This window comes from Arthrobacter humicola (assembly GCF_022803015.1).
In the GTDB taxonomy this organism is placed as follows: Bacteria; Actinomycetota; Actinomycetes; order Actinomycetales; family Micrococcaceae; genus Arthrobacter; species Arthrobacter humicola_A.
The window spans coordinates 1-16878 of the sequence record NZ_JAFKON010000006.1 but is presented as its reverse complement, the minus strand read 5'-3'; the positions used below and the strand labels follow the sequence as shown (position 1 = coordinate 16878).

The 16878-nt window shown below is 66.8% G+C and carries 18 protein-coding genes; 11 read left to right on the top strand and 7 right to left on the bottom strand.

The window, feature by feature from the left end:
• Nucleotides 1-75: 75 nt before the first annotated feature.
• The 5 genes from fdxA to ARTB_RS12865 all read left to right on the top strand — a co-directional run bounded on the left by fdxA (nucleotide 76) and on the right by ARTB_RS12865 (nucleotide 4586).
• Entirely contained in the window at nucleotides 76-402 is a 327-nt protein-coding gene (fdxA, locus tag ARTB_RS12885) for a ferredoxin (protein WP_028275689.1), read from the top strand.
• 12 nt (nucleotides 403-414) lie between these two features.
• Entirely contained in the window at nucleotides 415-1563 is a 1149-nt protein-coding gene (gene dapC / locus ARTB_RS12880) for a succinyldiaminopimelate transaminase (protein WP_308197239.1), read from the top strand.
• Nucleotides 1564-1791: 228 nt separating this feature from the next.
• Entirely contained in the window at nucleotides 1792-3075 is a 1284-nt protein-coding gene (locus ARTB_RS12875) for a citrate synthase (RefSeq protein WP_028275687.1), read from the top strand.
• Nucleotides 3076-3255: 180 nt separating this feature from the next.
• Nucleotides 3256-3927 carry a TetR/AcrR family transcriptional regulator gene (locus ARTB_RS12870; protein WP_243180938.1) on the top strand — a complete coding sequence of 224 codons (672 nt, stop codon included), beginning with the start codon at nucleotides 3256-3258 and terminating at the stop codon, nucleotides 3925-3927.
• A 47-nt stretch (nucleotides 3928-3974) separates the two neighbouring features.
• Nucleotides 3975-4586 (top strand): hypothetical protein, encoded by a 612-nt coding sequence (locus tag ARTB_RS12865; protein ID WP_028275685.1) that lies wholly within the window; start codon nucleotides 3975-3977, stop codon nucleotides 4584-4586.
• Nucleotides 4587-4648: 62 nt separating this feature from the next.
• Here ARTB_RS12865 and ARTB_RS12860 read toward each other — a convergent pair whose 3' ends face one another.
• Together ARTB_RS12860 and dapD are read right to left on the bottom strand one after the other, a co-directional pair.
• Nucleotides 4649-5500, bottom strand: coding sequence for a hypothetical protein (locus ARTB_RS12860; RefSeq protein WP_439954129.1), 852 nt, complete (start codon nucleotides 5498-5500; stop codon nucleotides 4649-4651).
• A gap of 111 nt (nucleotides 5501-5611) precedes the next feature.
• A complete protein-coding gene (gene dapD, locus ARTB_RS12855; RefSeq protein WP_243180936.1) occupies nucleotides 5612-6646 on the bottom strand; it encodes a 2,3,4,5-tetrahydropyridine-2,6-dicarboxylate N-succinyltransferase in 1035 nt (344 codons plus the stop codon).
• A gap of 209 nt (nucleotides 6647-6855) precedes the next feature.
• Between dapD and dapE the strand changes: the two genes are divergently transcribed.
• Nucleotides 6856-7953 carry a succinyl-diaminopimelate desuccinylase gene (gene dapE, locus ARTB_RS12850; protein ID WP_243181144.1) on the top strand — a complete coding sequence of 366 codons (1098 nt, stop codon included), beginning with the start codon at nucleotides 6856-6858 and terminating at the stop codon, nucleotides 7951-7953.
• 105 nt (nucleotides 7954-8058) lie between these two features.
• Here the strand turns inward: dapE and ARTB_RS12845 are convergent, their stop codons facing one another.
• The 4 genes from ARTB_RS12845 to ARTB_RS12830 form a co-directional block, all read right to left on the bottom strand.
• The gene (locus ARTB_RS12845; RefSeq protein ID WP_223913897.1) at nucleotides 8059-8895 is read right to left on the bottom strand and encodes an amino acid ABC transporter permease; all 837 of its coding nucleotides are present in this window, start codon (nucleotides 8893-8895) and stop codon (nucleotides 8059-8061) included.
• Nucleotides 8892-9542 carry an amino acid ABC transporter permease gene (locus ARTB_RS12840; RefSeq protein ID WP_028275680.1) on the bottom strand — a complete coding sequence of 217 codons (651 nt, stop codon included), beginning with the start codon at nucleotides 9540-9542 and terminating at the stop codon, nucleotides 8892-8894. The genes ARTB_RS12845 and ARTB_RS12840 overlap by 4 nt, the downstream gene beginning before the upstream one ends.
• Nucleotides 9543-9640: 98 nt before the next feature.
• Nucleotides 9641-10525: a glutamate ABC transporter substrate-binding protein gene (locus ARTB_RS12835; RefSeq protein ID WP_243180934.1), complete on the bottom strand. Its 885-nt coding sequence runs from the start codon at nucleotides 10523-10525 to the stop codon at nucleotides 9641-9643.
• Nucleotides 10526-10583: 58 nt separating this feature from the next.
• Complete coding sequence (locus tag ARTB_RS12830) at nucleotides 10584-11339, bottom strand: amino acid ABC transporter ATP-binding protein (RefSeq protein WP_243180931.1); 756 nt, start codon at nucleotides 11337-11339, stop codon at nucleotides 10584-10586.
• A 376-nt stretch (nucleotides 11340-11715) separates the two neighbouring features.
• On the opposite strand from ARTB_RS12830, the gene ARTB_RS12825 reads away from it, so the two are divergent.
• The 4 genes from ARTB_RS12825 to ARTB_RS12810 all read left to right on the top strand — a co-directional run bounded on the left by ARTB_RS12825 (nucleotide 11716) and on the right by ARTB_RS12810 (nucleotide 14661).
• Nucleotides 11716-12447, top strand: coding sequence for a TIGR00730 family Rossman fold protein (locus ARTB_RS12825; RefSeq protein ID WP_439954132.1), 732 nt, complete (start codon nucleotides 11716-11718; stop codon nucleotides 12445-12447).
• A gap of 48 nt (nucleotides 12448-12495) precedes the next feature.
• Nucleotides 12496-12852 carry a DivIVA domain-containing protein gene (locus tag ARTB_RS12820; protein WP_243180926.1) on the top strand — a complete coding sequence of 119 codons (357 nt, stop codon included), beginning with the start codon at nucleotides 12496-12498 and terminating at the stop codon, nucleotides 12850-12852.
• Nucleotides 12849-14240, top strand: a complete 1392-nt coding sequence (locus ARTB_RS12815; RefSeq protein WP_439954128.1) for a hypothetical protein — start codon at nucleotides 12849-12851, stop codon at nucleotides 14238-14240. Before ARTB_RS12820 ends, ARTB_RS12815 begins: the two co-directional genes overlap by 4 nt.
• Before the next feature lie 253 nt (nucleotides 14241-14493).
• Nucleotides 14494-14661, top strand: coding sequence for a DUF3117 domain-containing protein (locus ARTB_RS12810; protein WP_079550332.1), 168 nt, complete (start codon nucleotides 14494-14496; stop codon nucleotides 14659-14661).
• Nucleotides 14662-14771: 110 nt separating this feature from the next.
• On the opposite strand, the gene ARTB_RS12805 is transcribed toward ARTB_RS12810, so the two are convergent.
• Nucleotides 14772-15404 carry an O-methyltransferase gene (locus ARTB_RS12805; protein WP_018773821.1) on the bottom strand — a complete coding sequence of 211 codons (633 nt, stop codon included), beginning with the start codon at nucleotides 15402-15404 and terminating at the stop codon, nucleotides 14772-14774.
• A 272-nt stretch (nucleotides 15405-15676) separates the two neighbouring features.
• On the opposite strand from ARTB_RS12805, the gene sigE reads away from it, so the two are divergent.
• Nucleotides 15677-16330 (top strand): RNA polymerase sigma factor SigE, encoded by a 654-nt coding sequence (gene sigE / locus ARTB_RS12800; protein WP_028275673.1) that lies wholly within the window; start codon nucleotides 15677-15679, stop codon nucleotides 16328-16330.
• Nucleotides 16331-16878 lie beyond the last annotated feature (548 nt).

The window sequence follows — 16878 nt, the reverse complement described above, 5'->3', positions numbered from 1 at the left end:
AGAAGTCAGCAGCCCGGCTCAGGGCCTGGAAATCATCCGGCCGGTCGCCGGAACCAACGTGGAGAGGCCAGGGACGTGACGTACGTAATCGCGCAGCCGTGTGTAGATGTCAAAGACAAGGCATGTATTGAGGAGTGCCCCGTCGATTGCATTTACGAGGGTGAGCGTTCCCTGTACATCCACCCCGACGAGTGCGTGGACTGCGGTGCCTGTGAGCCGGTCTGCCCCGTGGAGGCGATCTACTACGAGGACGACACCCCCGAAGAATGGGCTGACTACTACAAGGCCAACGTCGAGTTCTTCGACGAACTCGGGTCCCCGGGCGGCGCCGCGAAGGTTGGGAACACCCACACCGACCACCCCATGATCGCCGCCCTGCCGCCGCAGAACCAAGAGAACTAGGACGGCGCTACGGTGACATCTGCGGTGCGCACCTTCGGCCTGAGCCTGCCCGATTACCCGTGGGAGGCCATGGCGCCGTATCTCGCCACGGCAGCCCGGCACCCGGCAGGAGCCGTCAACCTTTCCATCGGAACCCCGGTGGACGCGACGCCGGCCCTCATCCAGGACGCACTGCGCGCCGCCGCGGACGCTCCCGGCTATCCCACAGTGCACGGGACGCCGGCCCTGCGGGAAGCCATCGCCGGCTGGTTTGCGCGCCGGCGCGGCGTACCCGGGCTCGACCCGCAGAATGTGATGCCAACGGTGGGTTCCAAGGAACTCGTCGCGTGGCTGCCGTTCCTGCTCGGCCTGAAGCCGGGCGACGTCGTCGTCCGGCCCACGGTTGCGTACCCCACCTATGACATCGGGGCCACCTTCGCCGGCGCGGAGCAGGTCGCCGCGGACGACCTTGACGAGCTCGACGCCGGCACCCGGGCCCGCGTGCGCCTGGTCTGGGTCAATTCACCGGCCAACCCCACCGGCAGCGTCCGGGACATCGCGTCGCTGCGGCGGATCGTCCGGCAGACCCGCGAGCTCGGCGCCGTCGTCGCGTCCGATGAATGCTACGCCGAGCTCGGCTGGGGGGAGTGGGACGTCCAGCGTGGCGGCGCCCCGGTCCCGAGCGTCCTGGATCCGCAGGTCGCAGAAGGCTCCCACGATGGCCTGCTCGCCGTCTATTCGCTGAGCAAGCAGTCCAACGTGGCCGGCTACCGGGCGGCATTTGTCGCCGGTGATCCGGTGATCATGGCAAACCTGGTCAACAGCCGCAAGCACGCCGGGATGATTGTGCCCTATCCGGTCCAGGAAGCCATGCGCGTGGCCCTCGGCAACGATGCCCACGTCCAGGCCCAGAAGGACCTGTACCGGGGCCGGCGGGAACGGATCGTGCCCGCGCTGGAGGGTTTCGGCCTGACAATCCATGAATCGAGGGCGGGGCTTTATCTCTGGGCCACCGCCGGCGAGGCGACGTGGGACACCGTGGGCCGGCTCGCGGACCGCGGAGTCGTCGTCGGCCCCGGGGTCTTCTACGGCGACGCCGGCAACGGGTTCATCCGGGTGGCGCTGACCGCCAGCGACGAAAGGATCGACGCCGCCGTCTCGCGGCTGGACCCGGAAGCGTAACAATGCTGTGACGCGTACCACATGTGGCGTGTTTTTGGCCTTTTGCGGGCCCCCCGGATTAGTGCCACCCGCGAAGTGAAGGTACTTTTTAACTGACGATCAATGGTGGCTTTCCACAAGAAGGCAGCGCGGCCTTTGGAAATCCTGTCCGCACAGGATCCGCGGGCAGCTTCACCAGATGTTGGACCAGCTTTCGACAGAGGCCCCGATGCCTCATGAGGAGACTCCATGACTGAAACCACCAGCGCAACCCTGCGCCATGCCGGCGGCGAACTCGAACTCCCGCGCATCAAGGTTGTAGAAGGGAACGAAGGCTACGACGTTTCCAAGCTGCTGAAGCAGACCGGCGCCGTCGCCTTCGACCCCGGTTTCATGAACACCGCGGCCACCACCTCGGCCATCACCTACATCGATGGTGACGCCGGCATCCTGCGCTACCGCGGCTACCCGATCGAGCAGCTGGCCCAGCACTCGAGCTTCCTGGAAGTCTCCTACCTGCTGATCTACGGCAACCTGCCGACCCCCACCGAGCTGGAGTCCTTCGACCAGCGGATCCGCCACCACACCCTGCTGCACGAGGAGCTCAAGGGCTTCTTCAGCGGCTTCCCCCGTGACGCCCACCCGATGCCGGTGCTGTCCTCGGCCGTGTCGGCGCTGTCGACGTTCTACCAGGACTCGCTGGATCCGTTCAACGCCGAGCAGGTGGAGGTGTCCACCATCCGCCTCATGGCCAAGATGCCGGTCATCGCCGCCTACGCCCACAAGAAGTCGATCGGGCAGCCCATGCTGTACCCGGACAACTCGATGAACCTGGTGGAGAACTTCCTGCGCCTGAGCTTTGGCCTGCCGGCCGAGCAGTACGAGGTGGACCCGGTCATCGCCAAGGCCCTGGACCTGCTCCTGATCCTGCACGCCGACCATGAGCAGAACTGTTCGACGTCGACCGTCCGCCTGGTCGGTTCCTCAAACGCGAACCTGTTCGCCTCCGTCTCCGCCGGCATCAACGCCCTCTTCGGCCCCGCCCACGGCGGTGCCAACGAGGCCGTCCTGAAGATGCTGCGCCAGATCCAGGCCGACGGCATCAAGCCCGAGGACTACATGGAGAAAGTCAAGAACAAGGAAGACGGCGTCCGCCTCATGGGCTTCGGGCACCGCGTCTACAAGAACTACGACCCGCGCGCCAAGATCATCAAGGCCACGGCGCACGAAGTCCTGAGCAAGCTCGGCGGAAACGACGAGCTGCTCGACATCGCCATGCGCCTTGAAGAGAAAGCCCTGGGCGATGACTACTTCATCCAGCGCAAGCTCTACCCCAACGTGGACTTCTACACCGGCCTGATCTACAAGGCCATGGGTTTCCCGGAGAAGATGTTCACCGTGCTGTTCGCCATCGGGCGCCTGCCGGGCTGGATCGCCCAGTGGCGCGAGATGATCAGCGACCCCAACACGAAGATCGGCCGCCCGCGCCAGCTCTACGTCGGCGAACCGGAACGCAACTACCCCTCGCTGTAGCCCGCCCGCCGGCCACGGCGCGCGTGATAGACAGTACGACGCCGGCCGCGCACCTTTTGCTGAGGTGCGCGGCCGGCGTCGTACTTGCGGGGGCACCGAGCCGCTGTGACCCGCGCCACGTCCCCGCCGGGACCGGTGTGGCCCGGGGCGGCCGCGGCACGTACGTGCTAAAAAAGACCAGTGCCTAAATTTGTCGACGCCGTCATCCGGCGCCAGGAAATAGTTGACGCAGTCTTCAGGATCATCGCAACGGATGGCCTCGAGCGGGCCTCGCTGCGGGAGGTTGCTGATGAAGCGCAGCTGGCCGTCGGCTCGGTGCGGCACTATTTCGCCAGCAGCGACGAGCTGTTGACCCACGCGTTCGCCGTGGTGGTGGACCGAATCGTCGGCCGCCTCACCGACGCGGACTCCCTGCTGGACGATGCGCCGGCGGCGTCGGGGGAGCAGCATGCGGCCGTCCTGGCACTGCTGGGTGAGTTTCTTCCGCTGGACGAGCAACGGGCGGTTGATGCCTGCGTCTGGATGGCCTTCAAGAATGCCGCCCGGACAAGGCCTTTCCTGGCCGCCGAGGCCGACCGCAGCCACCGGGCGGTGGCCGCCGTCGTGGGCGGGCTCATCCTGGGCCTGGCCGAGGCTGAAGGCGTTGACGCCGACCACGCGGCCGGCCTCGACCAGCAGGTGCTCGTCACCGAAGCGGAACTGCTGCTGGCAGTCCTGGACGGTCTGACGATGCACGCCCTCCTGCAGCCCGAGTGGATGACGGCCGTGATGTGCAGGGATGTCCTCGAAGCCCACCTGGAGGGCCTGAACCGACGGCTGGCGGCCGGGCAGCCAGCCGTTAACGCCTCATAACAACAGGAATAGACTGAGATCGTACGTCTTGCCAAGGAGGCAATTGGATGCACCACACCGGCGGACCAGGCTGGCGGATCACGATGGATACTTCTGGTCCCATGCTCATTGCCCTCTACGTTCGTGACGCCGCCGGTTTGGACACCGCGGGACACCCGGCGCTCTGCCATGCGGCACCGAAGATCCGCGCCTCGGACCACTCCCACCTGATCGCCGAGGTTGGCGGCCCGGCTGCGCTCAAGACCGAATGGGAGGCCTGGTGGGAACAGCTGCTGAAAGACCACCCGGAAATGTCCCCCGAGCTCTCCCCTCCGGGCTTCCGTGCGTTCAGCAATTCGCCGGCCCTCCGGCGCGTGCTGCAGGCCCACTTCGGGGCCGCTTTGACGTGGGCACGGGAACGCCTCGCGGAATACGGGACCCTTGAGGCGGAGCGCGAAGCCAACGGCAACAACGAGCTGCTGGCCGACATGGTGGAGGACCGGCTGCTTGACGTGGGACGGGCTTCAAAGGATTTCGGCCTGACGATCATCGAGCTCCCGCTTGCGGAGCCGCGGGCCTGGTATCTCGAGCCCGATAAAATCATCATGAGCCACGAGCTGTTGTCCCAGCCGGAGCTGTTCCGCAGCTACGTGCAGCCAGTGGTCGATCTCCTCGTCTGAGCCCGCCCGGTCGCGGCTGACCCCGGTAGCGGCTGCCCCGTTGCAACTGCCCCCGGGAGCGGTCAGGTGCCGGGGGCGTCGGCGACGGTTACCCTGACCTGGCCGGCCGGGACTTGGGCAGGCTGCCAGCCGTCGCGGGACTGCCGGTTCCAGGCGCGGCCGTCGACCTCCACGCTGGTGATTTCGAGCTCCTTGGCGTTGGCCACGGCCCACTGGCCCACAGCCCAGGCCTGGGTTCCTTCGGCCTCCACGAGCAAGGTCCGGCCGTCGGTGGATGCCGTCACGTCCCCGAGAGCAGCGGTCAGCCCTGCGGTGACGGCGGCAGGATTCCCGGCGGCGTCGGGGGAGCGCAGCGAGCAGTCCAGGCCCGCGGGCGTCTGCCCGCTCAGGGCGGAGGCGAAGGCGCGGGCCATCACCTCATGCTGGGCGTAGGCCTCCGGGTACGCGGAGCGCTGGACGCGCTGGGCGGCAACGGTGATGTCGAGCGACTCGTACCCGGAAACCTCGACGAGCGCATCGTAGAACGCATTGCTGGCGTGGTACGGGTCCATCACCTGCGCCGTGGTGCCCCAGCCCTGGGACGGCCGCTGCTGGAACAGTCCGCGGGAGTCGGGACCGGCCTGGTCGCCATGGCCGATGTTGCGTAGTTTGGATTCCTGCATCGAGGTGGCCAGCGCTATGCTGGCGGCCCGGGCCGGAAGTCCCCTCCGGACCGCGACGGCGGTGATGAGGGCAGCGTTGGCCGCCTGGTCGGTGGAGAGGTCCTCGCCTCCGCTGCCCGTGGCCGTGCAGCGTTCGGTGATCAACGTCTCCGACCGCTGCAGGAACGCCACCGCGGTGTAGATGCCGCCCGCGACCATCGCAAGGGTCAGCAGAAGGACGATCCGGCGCCGCCAGCTCCCTCGTCGTGCCACGAAAATACTCCCTCAGGCCCCTGCGGGCTGCGTCATCGGCTTTTTCGTCGGGGCGGGTCGGCCCCGCCGGCGCGGTCTTCGCCGCCCGCCATACCGTACCAGCCGGTGCGGTCAGTTGGCGTGCAGGGCCTCGTTGAGCTCCACCGTCTGGCCCTTGCGGGGGAGGACCTCAACCTCACCAGTGGTGGAATTGCGGCGGAAGAGCAGGTTCGGAACGCCGGAAAGGTCCACGGCCTTGACGATCCGGCTGGTGTCTTCGCCGTCGGCGTCCTTGGGGCCGATCACGCGCACACGGGTGCCGGCGGTGACGTAGAGGCCTGCCTCCACCACCGAGTCGTCACCGATGCTGATGCCCACACCGGAATTGGCGCCGAGGAGGACCCGCTCGCCGAGGGAGATCTTTTCCTTGCCGCCGCCGGAGAGGGTTCCCATGATCGAGGCCCCGCCGCCGACGTCGGACCCGTCGCCGGTGACGACGCCGGCCGAGATCCGGCCCTCGACCATGGAGGTACCCAGAGTTCCGGCATTGAAGTTCACGAAGCCCTCGTGCATGACCGTGGTGCCTTCGGCCAGGTGCGCACCGAGCCGGACCCGGTCGGCGTCGGCGATCCGGACGCCGGAGGGAACGACGTAGTCCACCATGCGCGGGAACTTGTCCACGCCGAACACCGTGACGGCGCCGCGCTTGCGCAGGCGCGCCCGTGTCAGCTCGAAGTCTTCCACGGCTGCGGGGCCGAAGTTGGTCCACACCACGTTGGGAAGCTTGCCGAAGATGCCGTCAAGGTTGATGGTGTTGGGCTGGACGAGCCGGTGGGAGAGCAGGTGCAGGCGAAGGTAGGCGTCCGCCGTGTCCGCGGGTGCCGCATCCAGGTTGATCTGGACGTAGACAACTATCTGCTCGGTGCCCCGGTCCGGGTCAGTGCCGCTGGCGGCGATGTCGATCAGCGACTGGTCCGCGTTCTCCACGTCACGCAGGTGTTTCGCGGCGACTCCGAGCGCCGGCGCCGGAAACCACACGTCCAGCACGGTCGCGTCACCGTTGCGGGTGGACACGGTGGCCACCCCGTAGCCATAGGCAGAGCGGGCGTCAGAACGAGCGTCGGAGCGGGCGTCGGCGGGCACAGCGGAAGCAGCAGTTTCAGTCATGGCCCAAGTCTAACGAGAGGCCCCTCGGGCGCTGAAACTCATGACAACCCGATTGGCACGCTGCAGGGGCCACTTGACGCCTGGAAACGGCCCCGGCAGCGACTCAGGTGGGACGGGGAGGCAACAGATAAGGTGGAACGGTGACCCCCACGAACCCGCGCACCCCTGCCAGTGCCACCGCCAGCGTCCCTGTCCGCACACCGGTCCATCTGGACCTCCGCCAGGACGTCGCCCTGCTCACGGCCGCCCTGATCGACATCAACAGCGTCTCCGGCAACGAGGGGGTCCTGGCCGACGCCGTGGAGCATGCCCTCCGCCAGCTGCCGCAGCTGGAGCTGGTCCGCGACGGCGATTCGATCATCGCCCGCACCAACCTGGGCCGGGCCGAGCGCGTCATCCTGGCCGGCCACCTGGACACCGTGCCGTTGCCCACCACCGAGGGCTCGCTGGGGACCGTGCCGGCGTATTGGCCCTCCGGGGCCCCGGGAGAGGGGATCCTCTACGGCCGCGGCGCCACTGACATGAAGGGCGGCGTCGCCGTGCAGCTGGCGCTGGCGGCCACCATGTTCGACGGCGGGGCGGAACCAGGCAAGGACGTCACGTTCGTCTTCTACGACCACGAGGAGGTCGAGGCCGTGAAGAGCGGCCTGGGCCGTCTGGTGCGCAATCACGGCTCCCTGCTCGGCGGGGACTTCGCGATCCTGCTCGAGCCGACCGACGGGACGGTGGAGGGCGGCTGCAACGGCACCAGCCGCTTCGAAGTGACCACGAACGGCGAGGCTGCCCACTCGGCCCGGGCCTGGATGGGCAGCAATGCCATCCACGCCGCGGCCCCGGTCCTGGCCCGGCTGGCGGCGTATGAGCCGCAGACCGTGACGGTTGACGGCCTGGACTACCGCGAAAGCCTCAACGCCGTGAAGATCCACGGCGGCACGGCCGGAAACGTCATCCCGGACAAGTGCGTCGTGGAAATCAACTACCGCTTCGCGCCGGACAAGACCCCGGACGGAGCCGAAGCCGTCGTGCGCGAACTGCTGGACGGATTCGACGTCGTGCGCACCGACAGCGCGGCCGGCGCGCGGCCGGGCCTGAACCACCCCGCGGCGGCGTCCTTCGTCGCCGCCGTCGGCGCGGAGCCGAAGCCCAAGTACGGCTGGACCGACGTCGCACGCTTCAGTGAACTGGGCATCCCCGCGGTGAACTTTGGACCCGGCGATGCTCTGCTGGCGCACAAGGACAACGAACACGTCGAAGCGGACGCCATCCGCGAATGCCTGCGGGCGCTGCGGACCTGGCTGAGCGCCTAGCAAAGCCTAGGAAGCAACGCCCAGGAACCAACGCCCAGGACACAAGTAACGCACAAAGGGTCCGGAACCTCCGTGAGGTTCCGGACCCTTTGTGGGTGGGACGGCTTACTTGGCGGCCGGAATACCGGCGACCGGCACGTGCGCCACGCCGCCGGCGGCGCGCTTGGAGCCGCGGCGTTCGAGCCAGATGGCCAGGCGGGAGACCGCCAGGTCGATCGCGATGTAGATGGCCGCGGCCACGAAGAACACCGGGAACAGGTACTGCGGACCCAGGAAGTCCGCCATGACCTGCACGGCCCGGAGCAGCTCGCCGTAGGCGACGATGTAGCCGAGCGACGTGTCCTTCAGCAGCACCACGAGCTGCGCGACCAAGGACGGCAGCATGCGCCGGATGGCCTGCGGCAGCTCGATGGTCAGCCGGCACTGGAAGCTCGTCAGGCCGATCGCCAGGCCGGCCTCACGCTGGCCCTTGGGCAGCGACTGGACGCCGGCGCGGATGATCTCGGCGAAAATCGCCGAGTTGTAAAGGACCAGGCCGGCCACGACGGCGATGAACGAGCTGGTGGCAAAGACGAGCAGCACGAACAGCATCATGAGCACAACGGGCATGCCGCGCAGGAATTCAAGCACGATCCGGGTGGGCACCCTGATCCAGGCGTTGTCCGAGATGCGCATCAGGCACAGGAGCAGGCCCAGCGGGAAGGCAATCACGGCCGACACGGCCGCGGCGGCCAGCGTGGCGCCGATGCCGGCGGCGATCAGGGCCCAGACCTCGGGAAGCTGGAAGACCGCCCAGCGTTTGGGGTCGAAGATTCCCTGCTGGGCCAGGGTCACGACTGCCAGGACGAGGAGGCCGCCGATCACGATCACGCCGATGATGGAGCCGATCAGCGAGACCCGGCGGGCTTTGGGGCCGGGGACGTCATAGAGAACGGAGCTCATCGTGCGATCGCCACCTTTCGTTCAACGACGCTGGCGAGGTAGCCAAGCGGGATGGTTATCAGCAGGTAGAAGAATGCGATGCCGACCAGAACCCACATGACGGCGTCGCCGTTGGCATTGGCCAGCTGCTTGCCCTGGCCGAACAGTTCCAACACATAGAACGCGCCGGCCACAGAAGAGTTCTTGACCAGGGCGATCAGAATGTTGATCAACGGCGGGATCACGGTGCGCAGGGCCTGCGGCAGGATGATCAGCGAGAGCACCTGGGTGAACTGCATGCCGATGCTGCGGGCGGCCTCCGCCTGGCCCACCGGGACACTGTTGACGCCGGAGCGCACTGCCTCGGCAATGAAGGCCGAGGTGTAGGCGCTCAGGGCGATGATGGCGGCGACCTCGAACTGCTGGAACGTGACGCCGAGGCGGGGCAGAACCACTGCTGCGAAGAAGAACGCGATGGTCAGCGGGGTGTTCCGGACGATCTCGACGTACGTCATGCTGAAGCCACGCAGCGCGGCGACGGGCGAGACACGGGCGGCAGCCAGGATGGTGCCGAAGACCAAGGCGATAATCCCCGAGATCAGGGACAGGAAAAGGGTTCGGAGAAAACCGTCCCAATACTGGGGGAGGTTTTCAATGATGACGTCCATAAGTTCCTTCAGCTGCGTTGAGGGGATTCCAGGCGAAAGACGGGAGTGGCGGCCGTCGGGCCGCGGAAAATCCGCGGTCCGGCAGCCGCCACAGCCGGCTAGTAGCGGTCGATCGTGGGAAGCGCGGGCGTGGTCTTGATGACCGTGCCGGCGGTGTCTTCCCAGGCCTTCTTGTAGGACCCGTCCTTGTCGGAGGCCTCCAGCTGGTCATTGACCCACGTGCGGAAGGCGGTGTCGTCCTTCTTCAGGCCGATGCCGTAGGGCTCCTTGGTGAAGGTCTGATCCGATGCCAGCTTGAAGGCGTCCGGTTCCTTGGACACGAAACCGGCCAGGATGACGTTGTCGGTGGTGACGGCTTCAACCTGGTGGTTCCGCAGCGGTTCCAGGCAGGCTGAGTAGGTCGCGGCCGGAACCAGGACGGCTCCGTACTTCTCCACGATCGTCGAGGCTGGCGTGGAGCCGGTCACGGAGCAGACGTTCTTGCCCTTGACGTCTTCGGGCTTGGTGATGGAGTTGTTGTCCTTGTTCACCATGAGCGCCTGTCCGGCCTCGTAGTACGGTCCGGCGAAGTCGACTTCGGCCTTGCGCTTGTCGTTGATGGTGTAGGTGGCGACGATCATGTCCACCTTGCCCTGCTTGAGGAACTGCTCGCGGTTGGCGGAGACAGTTTCGACCCATTCGATCTTGTCGGCGGGAATGCCCAGCTTGGCAGCCATCAGCTTGCCGATTTCGACGTCGAAGCCGACGGGCTTGCCGTCGAGGCCCTTCTGGCCGAAGAGCGGCTGGTCGAACTTGGTGCCGATGGTGATCTTGCCCGCGGATGAAAGCTTGGCCATGGTGGAATCGGCAGGAAAGCTCGGCTTCTCGGCCACGGGCGGGTTGGTGGTAGTGGAGGAGCTGCCGCCACAGGCGCTCAGGCTGAGTGCCAGTGCTGCGGAAGCGGCAACCAGAAGGGATTTCCTTCGGGTCAAAAATGCCATCATGACATTCCTTTCATTGTGCGGCCGCCGTCCGGCAGCCAGGGTGCGAAAACGTAGTCGGTCAGTGTGTCAGCAGCTTGGACAGGAAATCCTTGGCCCGGCTGCTCTTGGGGTTGTTGAAGAATTCCTCGGGGGTCGCGTCCTCAACGATCTGGCCGTCGGCCATGAACACGACGCGGTCGGCCGCCTTGCGGGCGAAGCCCATCTCGTGGGTGACCACGATCATGGTCATCCCCTCCTTGGCGAGCTGGACCATGACGTCCAGGACCTCGTTGATCATTTCCGGGTCAAGAGCCGAGGTGGGCTCATCGAAGAGCATCACCTTGGGCTTCATGGCCAGGGCGCGGGCGATGGCAACGCGCTGCTGTTGGCCGCCGGAGAGCTGGGCCGGAAGTTTGGGGGCCTGATGCCCGACGCCGACCCGCTCCAGGAGGGCCATGGCGTCCTTGTCGGCCTCGGACTTGGCAACGCCCTTGACCTTGATGGGGCCGAGGGTGACGTTTTCCAGAATGGTCTTGTGGGCGAACAGATTGAACGACTGGAAGACCATGCCGACGTCGGCGCGCAGCTTGGCCAGTTCCTTGCCCTCCTCGGGCAGTTCCTTGCCATCGATCCTGATGTCGCCGTCGTCGATGGTCTCGAGGCGGTTGATGGCGCGGCAGAGCGTCGACTTGCCGGAACCCGAGGGGCCGATGACAACAACAACTTCACCCTTGCGGACGTTCAGGTTGATGTCCTTCAGGACGTGCAGCTGGCCGTAATGCTTGTTCACGGCCTTCAGGGAGACGAGGGCATCGCCGGGCACTTGAGTAGTCATAGTACGAATCTAGCGAAGATTGACCAGATATGACGGCAATCACTCATTTTGGTGCAGATCGTGATTCAAGAGATACCTGCACGTCAGGTCCCTTTGCCGGACTGCGTCGGACATTCGCCGTTGACCTCGGCGAACGGCGTCGGCAGGCGCTTGCGGCCGTGCGGCGCCGACGCGCCGACGCGGCGGCGGCCGAGTTCCGCGCTAGCCTATGGGCATGAGTACCGATCCGCAGCACGGCCCCAAGCAAAACCTCGAGCAGAACCCGGAACAGAACCCCGCCGGAAAGCCGGCCCGGGAGGCCCGGAGCACACCGGCGCCCAACGGAATCCGCCACAAGGGTCCGCTGGAGCTGCGCCGCAAGGCCGCCAAGGTCACGATGTCCGACCAGACCTTGCTGGACACCAAAGGGCCGGGACAGTTCGTCCACACCGACCCCTGGCGCGTGCTGCGGATCCAGAGCGAGTTCGTGGAAGGATTCGGCGCGCTGGCCGATCTCGGTCCGGCAGTCAGCGTCTTCGGTTCTGCCCGCACCGTGCCGGGGAGCCCGTACTACGAACTCGGCGTCGAGGTCGGACGTCGGCTGGCCGAGGCCGGACTGGCCGTGATTACGGGCGGCGGCCCCGGCTCGATGGAGGCCGCCAACATGGGCGCCGTGCAGGGCAACGGCGTCTCCGTGGGGCTCGGAATCGAACTGCCCTTCGAGCAGGGCATGAACCAGTGGGTGGACCTGGGCATCAACTTCCGGTACTTCTTCGCCCGCAAGACCATGTTCGTCAAGTACGCCCAGGGCTTCATCGTGCTCCCCGGCGGCCTCGGCACCCTGGATGAGCTCTTCGAAGCCATGGTCCTGGTCCAAACCCGCAAGGTCACTTCCTTCCCGATCGTCCTGGTGGGAACCGCTTTCTGGAGCCCCATGCTCGAGTGGGTCCGGGACACCCTCGTTGCGGAGGGAATGGTCTCGGCTGAGGACCTGGACCTCGTGCAGGTGGTGGACGACCCCGCGCGGGCGGTCGAGCTGGTCGTGGAAGGCGCCGCGCGCCACCGGAACCCGAACGGCGGCTCCACCAACGGGACCGGCACGGCGGAGATCAAGGGAACGCGGGGCTGATCCGTCCGCCTGAGCGCTCCGGCGTCCGGCTTCTGGCACGATGGTCTAGTGAGTCTCTTCCTGGTTTTCCTGGCGATTGTGCTGATCGGCGTCGCCGTCCTCCTGGGCACCGGCCTGGCACCGAAAATCTTCCGTCGCCGCCGGGACGGCGGTGCGGGCGGTTCTTTTGACGACGGGTTCGACGAGCCGGTCGCATCACTGCCGCCGGTCCTGCTGCCCGAGCGCGCGGCCGCGGCGGACATTGACCGTCTGCGCTTCGCCGTCGGACTCCGCGGCTACCGGATGGACCAGGTGGATCAGGTCCTGGATGACCTGCGGGAGCAGATCATCGCCAAGGACCAGGAGATCGAGGCACTCGGGGAGGAACTGGAGCGCCTCCGTCCGCCAACCGAACAGCGTCCGTGAGCCGCGTGGAAGACCCGAAGACCGTCGCGGCGCCTGAGGCCCGGAAGCCCCAGGGGTTGAACGCGGCCCTGTGGAGCCGCATCGCCGCCGCGGGCGCCGCGATGGCGCGGTGGCCCTGGTGGGCGCAGGTGGCCGGACTCTACATCGCCGCGAGGCTGGTCAGCGCCTGCATCTTCATGGCCGCCGCCCTGCACCAGGGCGTGAATCCGTGGTTTCCCGCCAAGCCCGACTACTGGAACTTCATCAACATCTGGGATGCCCGCTGGTACGCCCAAGCGCTGCAGGCGGGGTACCCAGCGCTTCTGCCGACCGACGGCGCCGGCACCGTCCAGGAGAACACGTGGGCCTTCTACCCCCTGTTTCCCGTGCTGGGCCGGGTGCTGTCCGGGCTGACAGGCTTGGGCCCGGCGTGGTCCCTGACGGCCATCGCCCTGGTCTCCGGAATGGGTGCAGCCCTCGTGGCGTACAGAATTTTCCGGCACCGGGCCACGCACCTCACGGCGCTCTGGGGGACCGTGTTCCTGGCGGCTTTCCCGGTGGCGCCGGTGCTGCAGGTGCCCTACGCCGAATCCCTCAACCTGCTGCTCCTCGGCGCCGCGCTGCTGCTCGTCATGGAGCGCCGGTACCTGTGGGCCATGCCCGTTGTGGTCCTGATGTGCCTTTCCCGGCCCACCGGTGTGCCGTTTGCCGCGATGATGGGCCTGTTGCTGCTCTACCGTTTCTGGCAGCGCCTCACTGCGAAAACCCGCACTGCGCAAACCCATACTGCGCAGACCCGCGCTGTGCAGCATCCCACGGCACAACACCCCACGAATCAGAGCCCCGCGACACAGGGCGTCACAGTGCAACGCCGGGACGGCGTCGCCCTCCCCGGCAACGCCGAGCTGTGGTCACTGGGCGGGCTCACCGCCGTCAGCGGCATCGGTGCCCTGCTGTGGCCGGCCATCGCCTGGGCCGCGACCGGCGATCCGGGCGCCTACACCAAGACCGAAACCGCATGGCGCGGCGATGACCTGGTGCCGTTCAAGCCATGGTTCGACGCCGGCATCATGCTGTTCGGGCCGACGCTCGGCGTGCTGGCTCCCTTCGTGTTCGTTGCCGCGTTCACGCTGCTGATGATGTCCCGGCCGGTCGTCGCCCTGGGCACCGAGCTGAGGCTCTGGTGCTGCTGCTATATGGGCTACCTGCTGGTCTTCCTGCACCCCCAGACCAGCACGTTCAGGATGCTGCTGCCGCTGTTCCCGCTCGCACTCAGCGCCGCCCTCCTCTCGCGTTCCCGCGCCTACCGGGGCACCGTGGTGGTCATGTTCGTGCTGCTGCAGATCGTCTGGATTGTGTGGCTGTGGGCGTGGGCGCAACTGCCGGGCGGAGGGGACTACCCGCCGTGACGCACAGCACCATTTCGCGGCGCCGGCCCGGCCTGGCGGGACGCGCTGGAAAGTCCAACGATTAGCTACGGGCGCATTGTTACGCGATAATAGAGGATAAGCAAGGACAAGAAGCACACAGTTTGTAAGCGGTTTATTTGTGAGTTTGCCGGTCACGGCAGCCTCCTGGAGCGCTGCCGGACGGCTTGATTGGCCAAGCGGACGCAGCCCGGCCGGGCTGGTATGTCAGGGACTAATGGAGGGGATATTCCTTATGGCGGCAATGAAACCACGCACCGGCGACGGCCCTATGGAAGTGACGAAAGAGGGACGAAGCCTGATCATGCGTGTTCCGCTCGAAGGCGGGGGGCGGCTTGTAGTCGAACTCAATGCCGCTGAGGCGACGAACCTCAAGGAATGCCTCGTCGGCGTCACCGAATAGCGTCACGCCAAGAGCTTCGCAACAGGGCGGGGTCCCGGCCACTAGGCTGCGGACCCCGCCCTTTGCTGTCAGTACCCGCCCCTTGGACCCGGGCTAGTGAATCCTGGCTGCTACTTCTTCACCGCGATCAGCAGGCCGTCTCCGGTGGGCAGCATGGCGGAGGCGAGACGGTCGTCGTCGCGGATGGACTTGCCGATCTGGCGCAACACCACGGTGGTGGCTTCCCGGGCGGCCGGGTTCGCGACCCGGTCCTTGTCGAGGGCATCATTGACGATCAGCAGCCCGCCGGATTTGAGCAGCCGCACGGCCTGTTCGACGTAGCTGGGGTAGTTCGGTTTGTCCGCGTCAATGAAGACGAGATCATAGGCGCCGTCCGTAAGCCGCGGCAGGACATCCCCGGCCCGGCCAGAAATGGTGCGGGTGCGGTTGGCGGGGCTGCCGGCCTCCTGGAACGCTTCGCGCGCTGCCTTGAGGTGTTCGACGTCGACGTCGATAGTGGTCAGGACAGCCTGCGGACCCAGCCCGCGCAGGATGCACACGCCGGACACGCCCGCGCCGGTGCCGATCTCCACGGCGGTCTGTGCCTTGGACGCCGCCGCCAGCACCGTCAGCACGGCGCCCACGCCGGGCCCGATCGGGGTCACGCCAAGCTCGAAGGACCGTTCGCGCGCGTGCAACAGGACCTCATCCTCGGCAGGCAGATCTTCTGCATAGGACCAGCTCGTGGACTTATCGGCGCTCATGGGATATCGCTTTCTGGGCGGCAGGGGAGTGTTCCCTACAGCGTACTGTGTCCGGCGGGACGGGACGCGGAGGCGGCAGCACCGTGGCCCCGGCCGGAGGGGGTCGTTCTGCCTTCGGCGGAAGACCGCGGTGGATCAGGAAATTCCCAGCTTATTTTGAAATGATGGGTATCCGCTCATCCGCGTGGTGATCGGCGTCGAATGAATGGTGCAGGAACCTGTGCAAGCAGGCACAATTCAGGCGTAGGTACCATCCACGAGGGGAGTGGACGATGTCGATTCTGGCACCTGTCCCGGCAACTGAGGCAACAGATTCAACCGGCCAGTCCCGGACCGCGGCGGAAGCCGAATGGGTCCGGCCGACCTGGGAGGAAGTGGTGACGAACCACTCCGCCAAGGTCTACCGCCTTGCGTACCGGCTGACCGGAAACAAGTACGACGCCGAGGATCTCACCCAAGAGGTGTTCGTCCGGGTGTTCCGTTCACTCGAGAACTTCAAGCCCGGCACGCTCGATGGCTGGCTGCACCGGATCACCACCAACCTGTTCCTGGACCAGGCCCGTCGCAAGAGCCGGATCCGCTTTGACGCTTTGGCCGACGACGCCGAGTCGCGGCTGCCGGGCCGGGAGCCCGGGCCGGAGCAAAGCTTCGAATTCAACAACCTCGACGTCGATGTCCAGGCAGCGCTCGAGGAACTTCCGCCCGACTTCCGCGCCGCCGTCGTGCTGTGCGACCTCGAAGGGCTCTCCTACGACGAAGTCGCCGCCGCGCTGGACATCAAACTCGGGACCGTCCGGTCCCGGATTCACCGCGGCCGGACAATACTCCGTGAAAAGCTCGCGCACCGCGACCCGCGCCCGGCGCAGCCGGCCAAGCAGTCCCTCAAGCCGCGGCTCAAGATGCCGCGCATCGCCGGCCTCCTCTGAACCGGTCAATGGGTCTGCTGAGACGTTTACTGGGAGCACCAGGCTGCAAGTTCTGGTGCGGGCCCGGGGCTACCCGGAAATGGGCCGCCGGCCGCCACGACCACGTGGAAGCATGTGCCGAATGCCGCGCCCGGCAACAGCGCGAACGCCAGTACCTCGAGAAGCTCCGCGGCGCCGCCGTGCCCGAGGCCAGTGAGGACCTGACTGCACGGCTCCTGGCACGGACCGGTCAGCTGGCCGCGGAACGGGCGGCGGCGGAACGGACCGCCGAAGCGGAGCGGGAACAAACAGCCCCGGCAGCTACGGCGCCAGCAGCTACAGCTCCTACACCTGCGGCACCTTCAGCGCCGGAACGGGCCATGGCGGAACGCCCCGAACCGGCCGGCGCAGCGGAAGTATTGGACGCAGCGGAACGGCCGGGCGCGGCGGACGCCGCCGGGGCCGGCCATCGTCCGTGGCCCTCAGACCGGTTACCGCCGGGACACCCCCTGCCGGGTCGGCCAGGGACCTGTCTCTTATACACATCTCCGAGCCCACGAGACCATTAG

Bases quoted from the DNA above. Each gene is read 5' to 3' on its own strand.
- ARTB_RS12875 (WP_028275687.1), top strand. From the start codon at position 1,792: ATGACTGAAACCACCAGCGCAACCCTGCGCCATGCCGGCGGCGAACTC.
- ARTB_RS12865 (WP_028275685.1), top strand. From the start codon at position 3,975: ATGCACCACACCGGCGGACCAGGCTGGCGGATCACGATGGATACTTCT.
- dapD (WP_243180936.1), bottom strand. From the start codon at position 6,646: ATGACTGAAACTGCTGCTTCCGCTGTGCCCGCCGACGCCCGCTCCGAC.
- ARTB_RS12845 (WP_223913897.1), bottom strand. From the start codon at position 8,895: ATGAGCTCCGTTCTCTATGACGTCCCCGGCCCCAAAGCCCGCCGGGTC.
- ARTB_RS12840 (WP_028275680.1), bottom strand. From the start codon at position 9,542: ATGGACGTCATCATTGAAAACCTCCCCCAGTATTGGGACGGTTTTCTC.
- ARTB_RS12835 (WP_243180934.1), bottom strand. From the start codon at position 10,525: ATGATGGCATTTTTGACCCGAAGGAAATCCCTTCTGGTTGCCGCTTCC.
- ARTB_RS12830 (WP_243180931.1), bottom strand. From the start codon at position 11,339: ATGACTACTCAAGTGCCCGGCGATGCCCTCGTCTCCCTGAAGGCCGTG.
- ARTB_RS12825 (WP_439954132.1), top strand. From the start codon at position 11,716: ATGTCCGACCAGACCTTGCTGGACACCAAAGGGCCGGGACAGTTCGTC.
- ARTB_RS12810 (WP_079550332.1), top strand. From the start codon at position 14,494: ATGGCGGCAATGAAACCACGCACCGGCGACGGCCCTATGGAAGTGACG.
- ARTB_RS12805 (WP_018773821.1), bottom strand. From the start codon at position 15,404: ATGAGCGCCGATAAGTCCACGAGCTGGTCCTATGCAGAAGATCTGCCT.
- sigE (WP_028275673.1), top strand. From the start codon at position 15,677: ATGTCGATTCTGGCACCTGTCCCGGCAACTGAGGCAACAGATTCAACC.